Below are 15,190 nucleotides of genomic sequence, written 5' to 3'. Positions count from 1 at the left end.
TAACTATAAGCTATTTCTCTCTCTGCCCCTCAGCGTCGCAATAATCAATCATCCTGTTCTTCCGCAGTATGGTGTTCAAAGTATTCAATATCATATTCACATTTGCATCTAGAGAGGTCAGGCAAAGGTCTTCTTCATAAAAACTCCTTTCATATTTTTCAATAACTTCATCCGGTTCATCAAGGCTTTCATTAGCTAACTGCCAGACCAACCGATAAAGAACAAGAAGGCTTCCGTAAGTATGGCCAGAGGCCTCAAGCCAGGCTGGTCCTAATTCAAACTGTGGTTCCCACTCCTCCATCTTAACCTCCGGCTCGTCTTCGGGCAGCATTATGTCGTCCAAACTCAAAGCATTTATATTAAACATAGACTCCTGCAATTCAAAAATATCCTCAATTAACTCTACGAGTGCATTGACGACAGGGCATTTTAATGCCTTTAAATAGTTAAGATCTCCGGGTATCTCATCCCCATGCTCCAATACGTCGTTCATAAATCGAAGTTCACCACTCAGTGCAAGATCAAAGGCATGAGCGTACATCCCATCCACGGTTTCCTGTAAACAGTGGAATATGGTGATCAGTTGTTCGCGGTAATTAAAGCTTTGTTGCTGCATAATCTTATCTATGAATATTATTAAAAACGGAAAACACAAACTTGCTTAGGATGAAGAACAGCGTTAATGCTAGTACAACTCCAAGCCCAATTCCCCAGCTCATTGTTCTGCCCGGTGCTTTTTCTGTCGTTTTGGTTTCCACACTTTCCTTTGATTGAAATGATCTGTCTGACAGAGAATCAAATTGCCTGGCCGCGCTTCTTTCAGCCAAAATCCAGTCAGCATACCAGTTTTCCCTGTTGCCCTCGATCTGAAGTGATGATGCCCTGCCACTAAAACCCTTTTGCGGCGAATAAGTAAACTCCCCTTCAGGGATGATCCGGATCCAGTAACCCTCTTTCAGAGAATCGGAATGAGCGGAATGAAGCACTTCCTTTTGCTCGTTCTTTATGGTAACCTCAGTAACGGTCTGTTCCTGTTTAAGCACCACACTGTCGGCTTTGTTTACCGTTCGATTTTTCCAGGCAGAACAGCCTGCAAGAAGTGATGACATGATTAATAACAGGATTATAGCAGCAGGACCATAGATCCTGCGTGCTATATTTCTAATTGATCCCGGCTTCATAAGTGCTGAGATATTGGTTTGATAAAAGACGACACTTTATAAATAGAGGCCGTCAATCTTCGTTTTTTATAGACTCCGTCCCCTTCCCTGCTGCTTTCCAAATTTGTATTAGCTTCGGTGGTGATAACCCAGGAATCGCCCCATTCGTCTACAAAACCAACGTGCGCGATGCGTTTCTTTTCCGGGAAGTAGATCCCAAAAATATCGCCGACTTGAGGCTTATATTTTGAACCATATAGCCCTGGTAAAGTCCTGTTTCGTTGCCATACTACTTTATCAGCCGGGAAAAGTGCCGGGCTCCAGCCTGTTCGTGGGTTAGCAATACCTGCCTGCCCCATACACCAGCTGGTAAACGCCGCGCAATAAGGTTGGCCTTTGGAGAGACCAACGTACTTTAGGTACTCTTCTACCCTGGTACCATCGTTCCGGCCTGTCTTTTCCCGTACACCTATCTCTGCTGTATAAATCTTCCGCAGTGTTTCACGGCTGTTCGTTACAGGATCAGTCCTCGCTAAAGAAGACCGTTCCGGAACCTCAGAAACAGTGTTCTTTATACCAGCGCTGAAAGCGTCAATACAAAAGAGAATAATACCAGCAAATAAAAGCTTAAATAGATACTTACTTTCCAACATGGTGATAATGAATTAAAATTATTTTCGAAACTATACTCTGAATAAATGGCCATAGCAGGCCACAGTGCTTTTATGAGCCACCAGGTAAGGGCTTTGAAGATCAGCAAAGCCACTACTGCTATAATAATAGCGCTGAGAGCCCCAGGATCTATGGGAGCCGAAGTGACATCCAGGTACCTGGAGATTACCGGATAATAGATGAACAGCAAAAGGCTGATCAGAATGGCCAGGTGTTCTTTCTTGAACCGGAACACTGGCAACAAATATTGTTTAATTGTTTCCATGATTTTTTGAATTAAGGGTGACTTGAGAACCGTTTCCTAGTCATCCTGAACTTGTTTCATCCTGAACTTGATTCAGGACTTATAGAAGATTAGTTTCTTTACCCCCGGTGAAAAATGAATTAATAAATTGAGCATCAGGAGAATTCACCCAGGTACAGAGTATCTGAAGCAGCACCCGATCGATGATCGAGAAAGTATATGTAACCATGCAGTTCTTTACCTAGTAAATCATCAGGAACGATTATCCCTCCCAGGTAGTCGTCAATGCAATAATCCGTGATGCAATAGCACCATAGATCCCGGCTGGGGCAATACACCAGTATCACAGCCTCATAAATACCTTTGACAAAACGTCTTGAAAACTCCCAGTCTACTAACAATTCTCCCGTCTTAAGCAGAACTGCTTCCTGTATAGTTAGTTTGAATGTCCCGCGTTTAGTCAGGCGGATTTTGCTATAATCTATTCTCGCCTCGGCACCTTCCTGAATTAATGCCTCCGACAAATTCAGTTTCAAACCCATGTTATGCCAGGCTCCCTTGAAATGTAATTTTAAAAGATCAGCAAGGGGTTTGATAAAAGCTGAGATCAGCTTGAACCCATGGCGTCTGAAAACCTGCTCTTCGGTGGGCTCTTTAGTGCTTTTGGCCGGCATATTACGAACGTAAGGCGTTTTAGGATGTCTGCAGTAGACCTTTCCTCCTAACTTACCGGATAATAAACCATCTTCTATTTTTGCCATAATTTTAAAAGCTTAATTGATGAAACATTACAACCTGTTATTTTAAGCTGCTAGATCCGGAGCCGCATAAAGCAAGCCCCGGATTTTGCATCAACCTAAAAATGTCAGATCACTATCTGACCTGCATAAACACTCTCTGAACGCTTTGAACCATCCCGGTTGGTGAAGAAGAGGAAGACATGCAAGGTGTCTCCGTCAAAGTCGGCAGGAAGAGTTACCAGCAATTCAGCCTCAGCCCTGGTTGCACCCCCGACAGGTAAATAGATGTTCTTTGCCGGATTATAGATTAGCCCTGTTGCCTCATCGTCAGCAAAAGCACCGTACAGCGTGGTTAAGGGCGACCAGGAGATCTTCAAATCACCAGCATCGGCAGCCACGGCAGCACTCGGCGATTTCATTAGATTTCCCTTGCTGATCAGCATCTTACTAAAATCAACCGTATAAGCGGGGTAAGTGCCTTTGATCGCATTGCTCAGAAAATGCTGTAAGGCCATGTTGTAACCCGTTGCTTTACCCGTCTTTTGTCCCTTAAAACCTACATTCAGCAAGGAAGTGATGGGTTGCAGGGTAGTAACCGCTAAAGCAAAGCGGGCTTGCTGCTCTAGTTGCGATTGGGTTGCCGGTTTGTTGCTCTTTTTAGGCAAACCCTTGATGTAGTCGATGTCTTTCCAACTACTTCCGATGATCGAGCCAGCTTTGCCGGAAAATCCGCCGTTGGCTCCTTTTTTAATAATTCCCATTTTTTTAAAAATTTTAAAAGTTAAACATTCTGTTAAGGACGCGTTACGTAACTTGCTTCCGCCAACAAACATAGAGTGGATAAAAATGAGGCTGCGCTGAAAACGGCGTTTTCGCTGCTTTTGATACTTTTAGTTGTTTTTGACGTTTTTCGCTGAATTCGCTGTTTTTGGCGTTTTTAATCGTTTGCGCTGATTTCGCTGTTTTCGTCGTTTTTTATCATTTTCGCTGCTTTCACTGTTCTAAAAACTTTCTGCCTATTCTTCAGACCGCCTCAGGCTGTTTTACTGCTGCTCCCAAAGACATATCCCCAAACAGGCAAAGGGTTGCGGAAAACAAGCCAGTTTCTACCACGTTTTCCGAACACTTTCCGAAGCGGCTTCGCTTTTTTCCGAAGCCTTCCCGAACACTTCCCGAAGCCAGGGTATGTTTTTCCGAAGGATTTGGCAACTTTTCCCAAACGCTTCCGATACTTGACCATAACCTTTCCCAGTCCTTTCCCAAAGGCTTCAGGTACCCTTGCCAAACAGGAGTTTTAAAAAAACGATCAAGTATCCGGGAAGTATGATGGTTGAAATAAGCGACGTGTCAGACGCGAACCAGAAGTGGTCAATTGTGTCTGCTTAAAGACATGGAGAAACGGCAATAATTGGGGTTAATATACCGGGCAGGCGTCCGGCCTGAGATGCTGAAAGACAACTTATTTTTAATTAAACCGGGCGCTAGCCCGGCTTAATTAATACCTTACAGGAACTGTTCTATCTCCTCCCTCGAAACACCCATGTACTCACAATATTCATCTACCGTTACTCCCTGATGCTTCTTTTTTCCGTAAACTAAACGGATCCTGGCAAGAAGAGTCCGGCAATACGTTGGCTTTTTTCCTGTAATTCTTTCTACATCTTTAGCATAAATGTAGATCCTTTTTTTGGGGCTTATTTTCATTGATTTGTTTTTTAATGAAGTTCTGATGTATTTTCTGCCCGGCTCTTCGAACTGAGTATATCCTGATTTTGCCTCTGTTTAAAAAACACCAAACTTCTTGTGATTTTTCTTCAAGATTCAGCCTTCAGCAGATTTTTTCCAAAAAAATTCCACGAAGTGACCTATCTCATATGTGAAAAGTGCAATCCATGTTAATTTTAGGTTAATAATCAATACACCAGATAGAAAAATTGCCAATGAATGCGTTAAATAAGTCTCTTTATAATCCCCTGTCTCATATATTATTCTGGTTAATATTCATTTTATATGAATTGATAACCCTCCACCTTGTCGCAGGGTCCAGCTACTCCCTTTTACACTTTTTAGGCAATTACCTTATTAATATTGCCTTTTGCTATGCCACTATTTGCTGCGTTTTCCGCCCCTTCTGGGGTAAAAAAAAATCCCCGATGCTATTTGTGATATTGATCACATTTGACTTTGCCATTTATATCCTGCTAAAAAGAGGCTTATTACTGCTTTTTGAGGCATACGGTTTGACTCACTATCCTGTACACAAGGACCTGCCGGCTTTTCTCGCCTTCATTTTTTACCGGGGGAAAGACTTCTTTACCATAGTTTTTCTTTACTGGATATTTACCAGGTATGTCATCAAACTAAAGCAGCTAAATGAGCTGACCTGTCAGAATTGCGAAAAAGAGAAGAGAATACTAGAGCTGCAACTCATCAATAGCCAGGCTAAGGTAAGTCCGCATTTTCTTTTTAATGCCCTCAACTCACTTTACGGCTCTTTACTGTCTGTATCAGAAGACCTGGCGGCAAGACTGCTTTTGATTGCACAGATCACCCGGTATTCTTTGGTGGAGACGGATAAGCATGGAAAAATGCCCCTGGATGAAGAACTGAACCAGATCAAACTTTATATCGAATTTAACCGCATAAAAAACAGCAATTTAAACACTGAACTAAACCTGATCTGCCATTTTCCGGAAAGCGGTACAGCGCAAAGGATTATCCCAATGTCTTTGGTTAACATCACCGAAAATATGTTTAAGTATGGGGATATGGAGGATCAAAACAATCCCGCCATACTGGAGATCCGAATAGAAAACGGATGGCTCTATTTTCATTGTTTCAATCGTAAAAACAACCGGAAAGTGCAGCAAAGCCATCGGATTGGGATGGATAACTTGCAAAAGCGGCTTCAATACTACTACCCCAGGCATCACAATCTTGAAATTATCGAAGACGACCATACCTACGATCTTAATCTGAACATCTATCTGGCCGGTAACAACCCCATAAAAACGAATAAGAGCCATGAGCTTGACTAATAGAACAATAAATAATAAAAATTATCATGAAACCTATAACCTGCTACATCCTGGACGATGACCCGGAATCAATAAGCATCCTTAAACACTACATAGAAAAGCTCTCCTGGCTGAAGATCATCGGGTTCAGCACCACTCCATTAGAAGCACTTGAAACCATCAATAAAGGTTTAACCGCCGATATTACTTTCCTGGATGTGGAAATGCCCGACTTTAGCGGCTTTGAAATAGCCCGCCTGCTGACAAACAAGAGCGCCATTATTTTCACCACAGCTCATTCTAAATATGCTGCGGAAGCCTGGTATTATGACGGGACTGATTTCCTGGAAAAGCCTTTTTCATACGAACGCTTCACTAAAGCAGTACTTAAGATCAGGAACAAGATGGAGAAGGAAGATGAACTGGATAGACTACGGGAAGAAAATGGATCTGGAGGATCCGGCCTGATGGATCAGCAAGCAGCGTATCAACTTAAAAATGGTGCTGAATCGTCGGAGACATCTGGTCCGAAGAGCTTCTATACTAGAAAACACTCGCTTAGAAAAAGGTTTCAGTACGATTCGCTGGTGTATATCCAGGGACAGCAGAACTATAAATTGATGGTTTTTATAGATGGCAGGAAGACGATTTTTTATGCCAGCATGCAAAACATCATGAAATCTCTGCCCAAGAATTTTTTAAGGATCCAAAAAAGCTATATTATTAATGTGGATTATATTAAAAGCGTCGATAAATTAAGCGTTGTCATGGAAAATGATAAAAGGATAAATATCGGAGACTCTTATAAAGCGAAATTGTACGAGAGCATTGATTTTAAAACTATCGGTTTAAACAGAAAAAAGTAAAGAGTAAAGAGTTCGCCCGTTTTTTGATCCCCTTAAGAAATCACATTTCGTATAAGAGTTAAGGGCTTTCATGGAAATTTTGTAAGGCAGAAATTCCTATCCCATTAACTTGTGATCCATTAAATGTCACCCACAAGTTAAACCCAGGAGGACAGCAGATGGAAAAACAACAGGCACTTAACAAATTACGCTCGCTCGGCTATCTCAGTGCAGCATGCTGCAAGCAATTCCTGGACAGTGCTGTGCTGATCCGGAAAGAGTATGGCCAGTTTATCACACGGCCAGGCCGGGAAGCGGATAAACTCTGGTTCATTGCAGAGGGATTGGTGAAAGCTTATTACCTGAATAAAAACAACAGAGAAAGGATCATACATTTTACTAAAGAAGATGAGTTTATGTTCGACAGCTACCTGTTTTTCCATGAAAAAAAGTATCCTTATTATATTCAATGCCTCGAAAACTGTGTATTCGTTGAGATTAATTTCAGCGCCGTTAAAGAACTGATGCAGAGCTACCCGGAATACTGTTTGGTAAACGCTAAAGTTTGTGGCCTGGTCAATAAAAAAGCCGTCATCAGAAGCAAGATCCTTAACAAAGAAGAAGGCTCGTTTAAGTACCAGGCATTTCTGAAATATCATCCTTATCACCACCGGATCAGCCGGGAAGATCTTTGTCAGTATCTCAACCTTTCTAAATCCCGCTTACGCCATATCATCCACGAAAGCAAGTGAAAACAATATAATTGCAGGTGGCTATAGCAGCCATTTAATATGCTCCCTCCTCTCCTAGCTTTGGTGTAACCGATCGGAACTTATGTCAAACTAAAAAAGGAGGCAGGTGACAAATACAAAACTCAACAAATGGCAGAGTGAGGGCCGGCTCTGCAATCACAACACATTCCGCAAACAGGAGCCCCTGGGAAAGCGGCAGGCAATTGCTCCTCCTGCAAAGGAGCTGTAATAAATTAAAATAAAACATGATTAAATTTTCAAATAAATTCAAAATGGCCGGTATCGCTGTTTTGATCGCAGGTTCTGTAGCAACTTTCACATTAAGTGCATTCAAACCCGCTAAAACCAGCTCCGTTCAGTCCGTTGGCTGGTTTGCAACAGACCGTGATGGAAACCTGGTTCAACCCTATCAGCCGGTTGATCAGGAAAGCTTGTGCCAGGGAGGCGAAGCCTTTTGTGCCAAAGAGTCCAACATTGTTGACGGCAATCCCGACACAGCAACCGGCAACTCAGCCATGAGGCCATAGTAGCAATTAAGCACCGCCCCCCCTGCGGGCGGTGCCTCAAGTTTGATCTCATCGTCATCCCGGCTCTGGCCTCAAATCTTCGTCATCCTGAACTTGTTTCAGGAACTCTTGCCAAAGAATTTTTACTTCATTCCCTAGTTCCCGGCTCTGGCCGCAAATCTTCGTCATCCTGAACTTGTTTCAGGAACTCTTGCCAAAGAATTTTTGCTTCATTCCCTAGTTCCCGGCTCTGGCCTCAAATCTTCGTCATCCTGAACTTGTTTCAGGAACTCTTGCCGCGCGCTGTCCGTAGTCTTGTGAAAAGGCCAACGCGTCAGCAGACTACGGATTAACAAATAAACCAGAGTTTCCGACTCACCCTTGCGTTTTGCCAGGAAAAAACCACCTCAACCCTCATCCCTGATCACCAGCATCTCCGCTTCCACCTCCTTCACGATCAGCCACAACCCGTATCTCTTCAAACTCTTATTCACCTCGTCCAGGTTTTCTGAGCGGGGCAGCTGCATATCAATATTCTCCCTTATCCCCGTTTCATCCACCACCATATACTTTTCCAGCATACCCTTCAACGTACTTACCAGCTTTTGCGCCGGCACATTCTTCAGCTGGTACGTCTGGCTCAGGCTGTTGTAGATCGTTTGGGTCTTGCCGCCCCGGGTAAGCAGGCTGTCATACACCCCTATCCCCTGCAATGCCAGCCCGGTTACTTTCCTCTTCTCCACCGCAACCTTCACTCCGAAGTACCGGCAGAGATCCTGCTGCATCAGTTCCTGAAGACCCCGCCTGTGCTTTGCAGGAACCTGCACCTCGTAACACCAGGCATTCTCCCAGTCCCAGGCTGCCCGTTCGGCCTCATCTGCCGGAGGAATGAACCGGCTTTTATCCTGCACCTCAAAGATCAGCATCCGGTCATCTGTAGGGTTCCCGAATTTACTTTCGGGATAGCCGCCGAAGGCATATTTCAGCATGTTCTTTACCGGGGTATTGTAGAAGGCCAGCCGGGTATAATGCTTACCCGAGGGATCAATGGTATACCCCACCTTGCTGTTGATGCCGTTGATATACCCGGTAAACACGGAATGGTACTGCACATACTGCTGAAGATTAAGACTGGAATCAGCGTACAGCGGCTTTTTCGGATCGAAGTTTTCCAGGTACTGCACCTCCGGAAGGTTTAAGGGCTCTCCGGCCAGCAGCTGCCTGATCCTTTCTTCGGAGATGTTGGTTTGCTGCGTAATGGCTCTGACCACTCCCCTGCTGTCAATCCAGGCATGGTGAGGCAGCTTTACCGGGAAGAGCTGGATAAAGGTACTGTCTTCCACGGCCATGGGTAAGGTCATGGCGGCTTTGGATCCATACCGCGACTGCCAGTCTTTGACTTGCTGCCGGGTATTGCGGGTGATCCGAATAACCTGGAGTTTGCCGGCAAATCGTTTCTGCAGCGCCTCCATCTGCGGGATCATTTCGGTACACTTACTGCAATACACATTGCAGAATTCAAGCAGCAGGGCCTTGCCTGCAAAGTGCGAGAGCGGAACTTCTGTGGCTGGATAATTCATCAGCTTGCTGATGGTAAGATCGGGCAGCACCTCCCCGATCTTTAGGGGCTTCGAGTTGCCCTGTGCCTGCAGCCCCTCCGAAAAGAAAAGGGCTGCAGTGCTTGCCAGGATTATAGTGAATTTCATTTGCGTTTATTTTAAAGCGATATGAGAATATGTTAAGAAGCATTTACGTCAAGAGATCCTGAAGCGAGTTCAGGATGACTACACAGCCTTTCTTCACCTGCTCGTCATGCCGAACTTGTTTCGGCAGCCCTTGAACTTAGCATGGGAGAATGCCGGGCCAAGAGATCCTGAAGCGAGTTCAGGATGACGACACAGCCTTTCTACACCTGCTCGTCATGCCGAACTACACCCGCTCGTCATGCCGAACTTGTTTCGGCAGCCCTTGAACTTAGCTGTTCTTACCTCGGATTTTGCGCCATCCCGCTCGAACTAATAATATAATCCGGGATAGGGAACGTATACCGGTTGCTTCCCGGCTCCAGCCGGTACTCCTTATTATTCGCTGAGCGAACCAGGGTCACCGCGAAGCGGGGATCCTGGTTCAGCCGCCGCAGATCCTGCCAGCGCAGCCCGGTAAATACCAGCTCCTTACGCCTTTCGGCAAGAATGGTACGCAGGGCCTCCTCTGCCCCGCCTGCCTCCAGCGGCACGAAATCCTCATCGTCGTAACGCTTTTCAAGCAGGGTATTGAGTGTTTCCATGGCTGGCAGAGTCTCACCTTTACGGGCCAAACATTCCGCTTTGATCAGGTACATCTCGGGGCTCGCTGTTCCCCCAAACAGCAGGGTACTGCCTGCATAGCTGGCCTTGAACGTATAGCTACCATCCATGTTCGAACGAAAATAAAGCGCTTTACGCAGGTCAGTAGCAGTGTACGAAGCATACAAGGCTCCATCTACCCCGCTGTTTACGATCACTCCCAGGGTGGCCTGCCGGGAGAAGTAGATCGTTTCTGCATTATAGGCAGCAAAGGGATTGGCGGTACTTGCTGTGAGAGTATTATAATCAATCAATTCGCTGTTTCTTAGTAAAGCTTTCTCTGCATAATCCAGTGCATTTTCATAATTCCCCATAGCCATGTAAACCCTGGCCAGCATCGCTTCGGTTCCAGCCTTCGAGGGTTCAGTTTTATGGGAAGGCAGGGTCGGAAGCAGCTCCAGAGAGGATTTCAGGTCGCTGATCACCTGGTCATAGCTTTCCTGAAGCCCTGCCCGGACTACGGGCGCATGGATGTCAGAGCTTAGCCGCAGCGGGATGCCGGGGTCATTCCCTGCGCTGACAGCAGCATAGGGCTTAGTGAACATCACCAGCATGTCGTAATGAGCCCTGGCCCGGTAAAAGAGGGCTCTCCCTTTCAGGTCGTTCCATTCGCTCTGCTTACCGGGTGTTATTTCATCAGTTATCTTTTCCAACCCTTCCAGCACTACATTGGCCGTGAACACTTGGTTATAGGCGCTGTTCCACTGGGTCACTACTGTGCTGCCTGCAAAGATGTCGGCTTCCCAGACATAGGCGTTCCGTTCCATGGCACTTCCCCCTGCCAGCTGGGCAGCATTCAGGCTGATGTTATCGGCGGCAACCTCGCCCAGGGTAGTGTAGTTCAGGTTAAAAGTGGCGCTATTAAGCAGCAGCCGCATATCGGCAAGTGTTTGCGGCACGATCTTGCTGATATCGCTTTTGATATCGAGCCAATCTTCCTTGCAGGAACAGACCAGCATGATCAGGATCAGGTAAAAGCTATATTTTCTCATAATTTTATTTGCTTGATTATAAAAGCGTTTTAATTCCAAAAGATATACTTAGCGGCTCGGTCATAGCCGGATAATCAGGATCGATCCCCTGATCGTTGGCCCTCCAGAGGATACCCGCATTGTTTACATACACATAGAGCTGCACTTGCTGCAGGGGCAGCTTGCGAAACTGCTGCCTGCTGAGCTGCCAGCTGGCCTGGATATCCTGCAGACGGATATGATCCCCTTTTTCTACCAGTACCGATGAGCGGTTGTAGAAGTAATCCCGGGCTTCGTTCAGGCCTGCCGGCCGGGAAGGTACCGTTGTTGAAATCTCATCGCCGGGCTTCTGCCAGCGCAGGGCATAGTCGCTGTGCCCTTTCCCTGTGCTGAACAGTGCCGTGTAGTCAATGGAACTTCGCCGGAAGTAATAACCCAGACGGTAGGAAATATTGGCCGAAAGGGAAAAGCTTTTATAGCTGAAAGTATTCCGGAAGGCACCGAAAACCGGAGGCAATGCCCGCCCGTGGTACACCAGGCTGTCCACCGTTTGACCGGTATTGGAATTGAGCGCAGCGTAATTGCTGCTGGGCTGTCCGTTCACATAACCCATTGGGTCCCCCGTCTGCGGGTCCAAGCCAGCAAATGGCCTGCTGTAAACGGCAAACAGCGGTTTGCCGGGTGTGGGCGAATACTGCGTACTGCTGTAGTTGAGGCTCGCATCTGCCATATACAAGGAAAACACCGGTTTCACCTCGTATTTGGTGATCTCATCGGTAGTATAGCTGAACAATACAGCGCTCTCCCAGCTGAAGGCTCTCTGAATGTTCCGGGTATTAAGCTGCACATCTATACCCTTACCTTTCATAGCGGCGACGTTTCCCCGGTAGGATGTCAGGCCGGAAGTAGGATCCAGGGGACTGTCCCCGATCAGGTCGAGCCCTTTCTTGGAGTAATACTCAATGCTTCCTGCCAGTCTCCGGTTCCGGGTGCCAAAGTCCAGCCCCAGGTTAAAGATGCCGGTTCGCTCCCAGCCCAGCTCGGGGTTGGGGGGACTGCTGATTGTTGCCCCGGGCGATCCGGTCAGCGTGTTGCTGCTGAAGGTTGCCGTGGTTAATGCCGTGACGGATTTATTGATATTGCCGTTGAAGCCGTAACTGGCACGCAGCGAAAGCTCAGGTAAGAAGGACAGATCATAAAAGCCTTCTCTGGCGACATTCCACTTCATCCCGGCCGACCACAGGGGCACGGCCCGCTGGTTGCGGTTCAGGCCGAAGAAGTTGGACTGATCCATGCGACTGCTGCCGGATACCGTATAGCGGCTCTTATAGGTGTAGGAGGCATTGGCAAAGTACGAGCGGTAGCGGTCGGTGGTGGAGCTGATGCCCTGCTCCATGGGGATCAGGCCTGAACCGGAGGGATACAGGCTGAAGCTATTCTTAAAGTTAACCGTCTGCGAGGAACCCAGGTTCTCATCATAGCCGTAATAGCGGTTGCGGCTGCCGTTAACGCTGAGCTCGCGGATCTCCGTTCCTGCCAGGGCATGCAGTTCGTGCTCCTTCCAGCTTTTGCTGTAATTGAGCTGAGCCCTGCCGCTATGGGCATTCAGGGTACTGCTGCTCCGGTTCAGGAAAGCTCCTTCGGGGATGTTACGGGTTAAGGTAGTTCCGGAGAAGGTAGTATAACGATTGATCAGGTTGCGCACGAAATAACTTTCGGCGCTGCGCAGGTCCCGGCCTTCGGTGTACTGCCTTTCAAACTGGTAGAGCAGTGTGGCGCTGAATCCCTTAAGCAACTCATACTTAATGCTGCTCTGGATCCGGGTATCATTCCGGCGGCTGCGGTTGTCCGCCAGTTCCAGTTCATCCAGGGGCACGTAATCCCAGTTGTATACGCCCCTTGCTTCTGCTTCTTTCTTAAAGGCGTCCCGGTAGTCTTTCACCGCAGCCAGGTGATTGCCCTGCTCGTCGGCCAGGCGGGTGTAGGGGTACATCACCCTGCCGGATGGTCCCCCGGTGACCAGGTCGGTCAGGGTATTATTGATCCGGTTGCCCGACTGGCTGATGCCGATCTGGCTGCTGAGCTCAAGGTTCTTCAGCGGGCTGAAGCTCTGCCGAGCGTTCAGTGAGAGCCGGTTAGAGCTGTTGCCGGTCTTTTCTGTTTGGTTATCATCATACCCTGCGGAGAAAAAATAGCTGTGCTTTTGGCTGCCTCCCCTGAAGTTCAAGTGATACTGCTGGTTGAGCCCCCGGCGGTAAAAGTGTTTTTCCAGTTCCTTCCTCAGATCGTAACCTCGATAATTATCTATCGCTAACTGCGCATCAGCGCTGGTGATAGTTCCGGCTCTTTGCCGGGCCAGGATCTCGACCACCGGCGATACCGGAGGCCGGGTAGTGGTATTGCCCAGGTCGCTGTTATACAGGTTCAGGTCGAAGAGGTACTGCTCCACATCGATGTAATCGGATGGGGAGATGGCGGGCGGATAAAACAGGTCGGGCCGGTTGACCACGGTGGTATTGGCGTTAAACTCTACGTTTAGGGGCTGTCCTTCCCTGCCCTTTTTGCTGGTGATCACGATCACCCCGTTGCCTGCCCTGGCTCCCCAGATGGAGGCTGCTGCGGCATCTCTCAAGATGCTGATACTTTCAATGTCATTAGGGTTGATGTTGTTGATATCTCCCTCGTAGGGGAAGTTATCCAGCACGATCAGGGGCTGATCGTTGGCATAGATGGTGCTTCTTCCGCGGATGCTGAGGCTTTGGCCTCCTCCCCTCTCGTCGAAAAGCAGCGAGGGGGCCAGTGCTTTCAGGCGGCTGAGCACATCGCTGCTTACCTGGCGGTTGTAGAGTTCCTCGCCAATATGTGCGAAGGAACCGGTAGCTCTTTCGGCAGGAATTTCCTGGTAGCCGGTAGATACTACCACTTCCTGGAGGCGTCTGGCATCTTCTTCCAGGGTCAGGGTAAGTGTGCCCTCCGCGGGCAGGCTGCTGATACGTTGTTCTTTTTTGCGGAAGCCGATGAAGCTGGCTTCGATCGTAAAAGGAGCCGGTGGGGCGCTGACGCTGAACCCTCCTTTTTCGTCGGCAGTGGCGGAGCTGTTATTTTCTTTGATGCGGATGCTGGCTCCGGGCAGCGGAAGCTTATCTATGGCGGAAATTATCGTTCCGCGAAGGATCTGCTGGCTATAGGTTGCCGACAGGAGGTTGAGCATGATGATGATGAGCAGGTATTTCTTCATTTTTTATTGAGCGTTTTATGGGTGATAGGATTGGGCTGTGGTCCTGGTTTACTGTATGACCTGTTTGCGGCATTGACCAGCGTACTGACCAGTACGATGGTGACCAGCAGCATGAGGATACCAATGACGATCAGGCATTTTCTGAAGGCCCCGGCTTCGGTGTTGTCTGTTTTGAGTGTCATAGTTATTTTCAGTGGCCTGGTTTGGTTTGAAGGGTCAAGGCTTTTAGGGCATGCGCTTGCTCCTTTATGGTGACAAAGCGGAGGTCGTACGGTGCCAGGGCTTGGTTCAAAAGTTCGATGCTGTTCAGCGGCGTATCCAGCAGCAGGTCGATGGGATCGGCATAGCCAGTGCCGTCGATCAGGCTTAAGCGGGCCTCTTTCAGGTAAGTGGCTTTGAGGCCTTGCATGAACTGGCTCAGGCTGCCGTTATACACCCGGCAGCCGTAAGGGTCGAAATCGAGTTGCTGCAGTGCCCCGATGGCCTGGATCTTATCGGCAGTGGAGGTGCGGATCAGGATCACGGTGGCCGTATCGGAGGGGTTGGTGAGTATGTTCTGAGCCCGGGCTGAGGTACCAGAAGTTAAGATGATGATGAGGAACAGTTTAAAACTGGTCAGAATGATTAGTTTTTGGGAGTGTAAAATGTAAAAATAGGACATGGTAATTTTCATGTGATTTGGAAAAAATTTGGGCAATAG

The 15,190-nt window shown here is 47.6% G+C and carries 17 protein-coding genes; 4 read left to right on the top strand and 13 right to left on the bottom strand.

Annotation, left to right across the window (positions count from 1 at the left end):
• Window positions 1–10 precede the first annotated feature (10 nt).
• From J3P37_RS13675 to J3P37_RS13640, 8 genes are all read right to left on the bottom strand, one after another.
• On the bottom strand, window positions 11–616 hold the full coding sequence (locus J3P37_RS13675; protein WP_256011835.1) for a hypothetical protein: 606 nt from the start codon (window positions 614–616) through the stop codon (window positions 11–13).
• Window positions 617–620: 4 nt separating this feature from the next.
• Window positions 621–1,109, bottom strand: coding sequence for a hypothetical protein (locus J3P37_RS13670; RefSeq protein WP_256011833.1), 489 nt, complete (start codon window positions 1,107–1,109; stop codon window positions 621–623).
• Window positions 1,110–1,177: 68 nt separating this feature from the next.
• Complete coding sequence (locus J3P37_RS13665; protein ID WP_256011831.1) at window positions 1,178–1,813, bottom strand: CHAP domain-containing protein; 636 nt, start codon at window positions 1,811–1,813, stop codon at window positions 1,178–1,180.
• Window positions 1,732–2,097 (bottom strand): hypothetical protein, encoded by a 366-nt coding sequence (locus J3P37_RS13660; protein WP_256011830.1) that lies wholly within the window; start codon window positions 2,095–2,097, stop codon window positions 1,732–1,734. The genes J3P37_RS13665 and J3P37_RS13660 overlap by 82 nt, the downstream gene beginning before the upstream one ends.
• Window positions 2,098–2,231: 134 nt before the next feature.
• Window positions 2,232–2,837: a DUF6266 family protein gene (locus J3P37_RS13655; RefSeq protein WP_256011828.1), complete on the bottom strand. Its 606-nt coding sequence runs from the start codon at window positions 2,835–2,837 to the stop codon at window positions 2,232–2,234.
• Between the two features lie 104 nt (window positions 2,838–2,941).
• Window positions 2,942–3,577 (bottom strand): DUF6266 family protein, encoded by a 636-nt coding sequence (locus J3P37_RS13650; RefSeq protein WP_256009357.1) that lies wholly within the window; start codon window positions 3,575–3,577, stop codon window positions 2,942–2,944.
• Between the two features lie 262 nt (window positions 3,578–3,839).
• Complete coding sequence (locus J3P37_RS13645; RefSeq protein ID WP_256011827.1) at window positions 3,840–4,079, bottom strand: hypothetical protein; 240 nt, start codon at window positions 4,077–4,079, stop codon at window positions 3,840–3,842.
• 240 nt (window positions 4,080–4,319) lie between these two features.
• Window positions 4,320–4,520 (bottom strand): hypothetical protein, encoded by a 201-nt coding sequence (locus J3P37_RS13640; protein WP_256011826.1) that lies wholly within the window; start codon window positions 4,518–4,520, stop codon window positions 4,320–4,322.
• A gap of 449 nt (window positions 4,521–4,969) precedes the next feature.
• Here J3P37_RS13640 and J3P37_RS13635 point away from each other — a divergent pair, with 449 nt between their 5' ends.
• The 4 genes from J3P37_RS13635 to J3P37_RS13620 all read left to right on the top strand — a co-directional run bounded on the left by J3P37_RS13635 (window position 4,970) and on the right by J3P37_RS13620 (window position 7,957).
• Window positions 4,970–5,854, top strand: coding sequence for a sensor histidine kinase (locus tag J3P37_RS13635; RefSeq protein ID WP_256011825.1), 885 nt, complete (start codon window positions 4,970–4,972; stop codon window positions 5,852–5,854).
• 26 nt (window positions 5,855–5,880) lie between these two features.
• Window positions 5,881–6,699 (top strand): LytR/AlgR family response regulator transcription factor, encoded by an 819-nt coding sequence (locus J3P37_RS13630; protein WP_256011823.1) that lies wholly within the window; start codon window positions 5,881–5,883, stop codon window positions 6,697–6,699.
• A 158-nt stretch (window positions 6,700–6,857) separates the two neighbouring features.
• Window positions 6,858–7,430: a Crp/Fnr family transcriptional regulator gene (locus J3P37_RS13625; RefSeq protein ID WP_256011821.1), complete on the top strand. Its 573-nt coding sequence runs from the start codon at window positions 6,858–6,860 to the stop codon at window positions 7,428–7,430.
• 245 nt (window positions 7,431–7,675) lie between these two features.
• The gene (locus J3P37_RS13620; protein ID WP_256011820.1) at window positions 7,676–7,957 is read left to right on the top strand and encodes a hypothetical protein; all 282 of its coding nucleotides are present in this window, start codon (window positions 7,676–7,678) and stop codon (window positions 7,955–7,957) included.
• A 386-nt stretch (window positions 7,958–8,343) separates the two neighbouring features.
• Here the strand turns inward: J3P37_RS13620 and J3P37_RS13615 are convergent, their stop codons facing one another.
• The 5 genes from J3P37_RS13615 to J3P37_RS13595 form a co-directional block, all read right to left on the bottom strand.
• Window positions 8,344–9,642: a TlpA family protein disulfide reductase gene (locus J3P37_RS13615; protein WP_256011819.1), complete on the bottom strand. Its 1,299-nt coding sequence runs from the start codon at window positions 9,640–9,642 to the stop codon at window positions 8,344–8,346.
• A 278-nt stretch (window positions 9,643–9,920) separates the two neighbouring features.
• Entirely contained in the window at window positions 9,921–11,273 is a 1,353-nt protein-coding gene (locus J3P37_RS13610) for a RagB/SusD family nutrient uptake outer membrane protein (protein ID WP_256011818.1), read from the bottom strand.
• Window positions 11,274–11,289: 16 nt separating this feature from the next.
• Window positions 11,290–14,490 (bottom strand): SusC/RagA family TonB-linked outer membrane protein, encoded by a 3,201-nt coding sequence (locus J3P37_RS13605; RefSeq protein WP_256011817.1) that lies wholly within the window; start codon window positions 14,488–14,490, stop codon window positions 11,290–11,292.
• Window positions 14,487–14,672, bottom strand: coding sequence for a hypothetical protein (locus J3P37_RS13600; protein ID WP_256011815.1), 186 nt, complete (start codon window positions 14,670–14,672; stop codon window positions 14,487–14,489). The genes J3P37_RS13605 and J3P37_RS13600 overlap by 4 nt, the downstream gene beginning before the upstream one ends.
• Window positions 14,673–14,680: 8 nt before the next feature.
• Window positions 14,681–15,163 (bottom strand): hypothetical protein, encoded by a 483-nt coding sequence (locus J3P37_RS13595; RefSeq protein WP_256011814.1) that lies wholly within the window; start codon window positions 15,161–15,163, stop codon window positions 14,681–14,683.
• Between the last annotated feature and the right edge of the window lie 27 nt (window positions 15,164–15,190).

Origin of the sequence: Desertivirga xinjiangensis (genome assembly GCF_024436435.1) — a bacterium.
GTDB classification, from domain to species: Bacteria; Bacteroidota; Bacteroidia; order Sphingobacteriales; family Sphingobacteriaceae; genus Desertivirga; species Desertivirga xinjiangensis.
The sequence above is the reverse complement of the archived record's forward strand: the minus strand, read 5'-3'. Positions and strand labels throughout refer to the sequence as shown.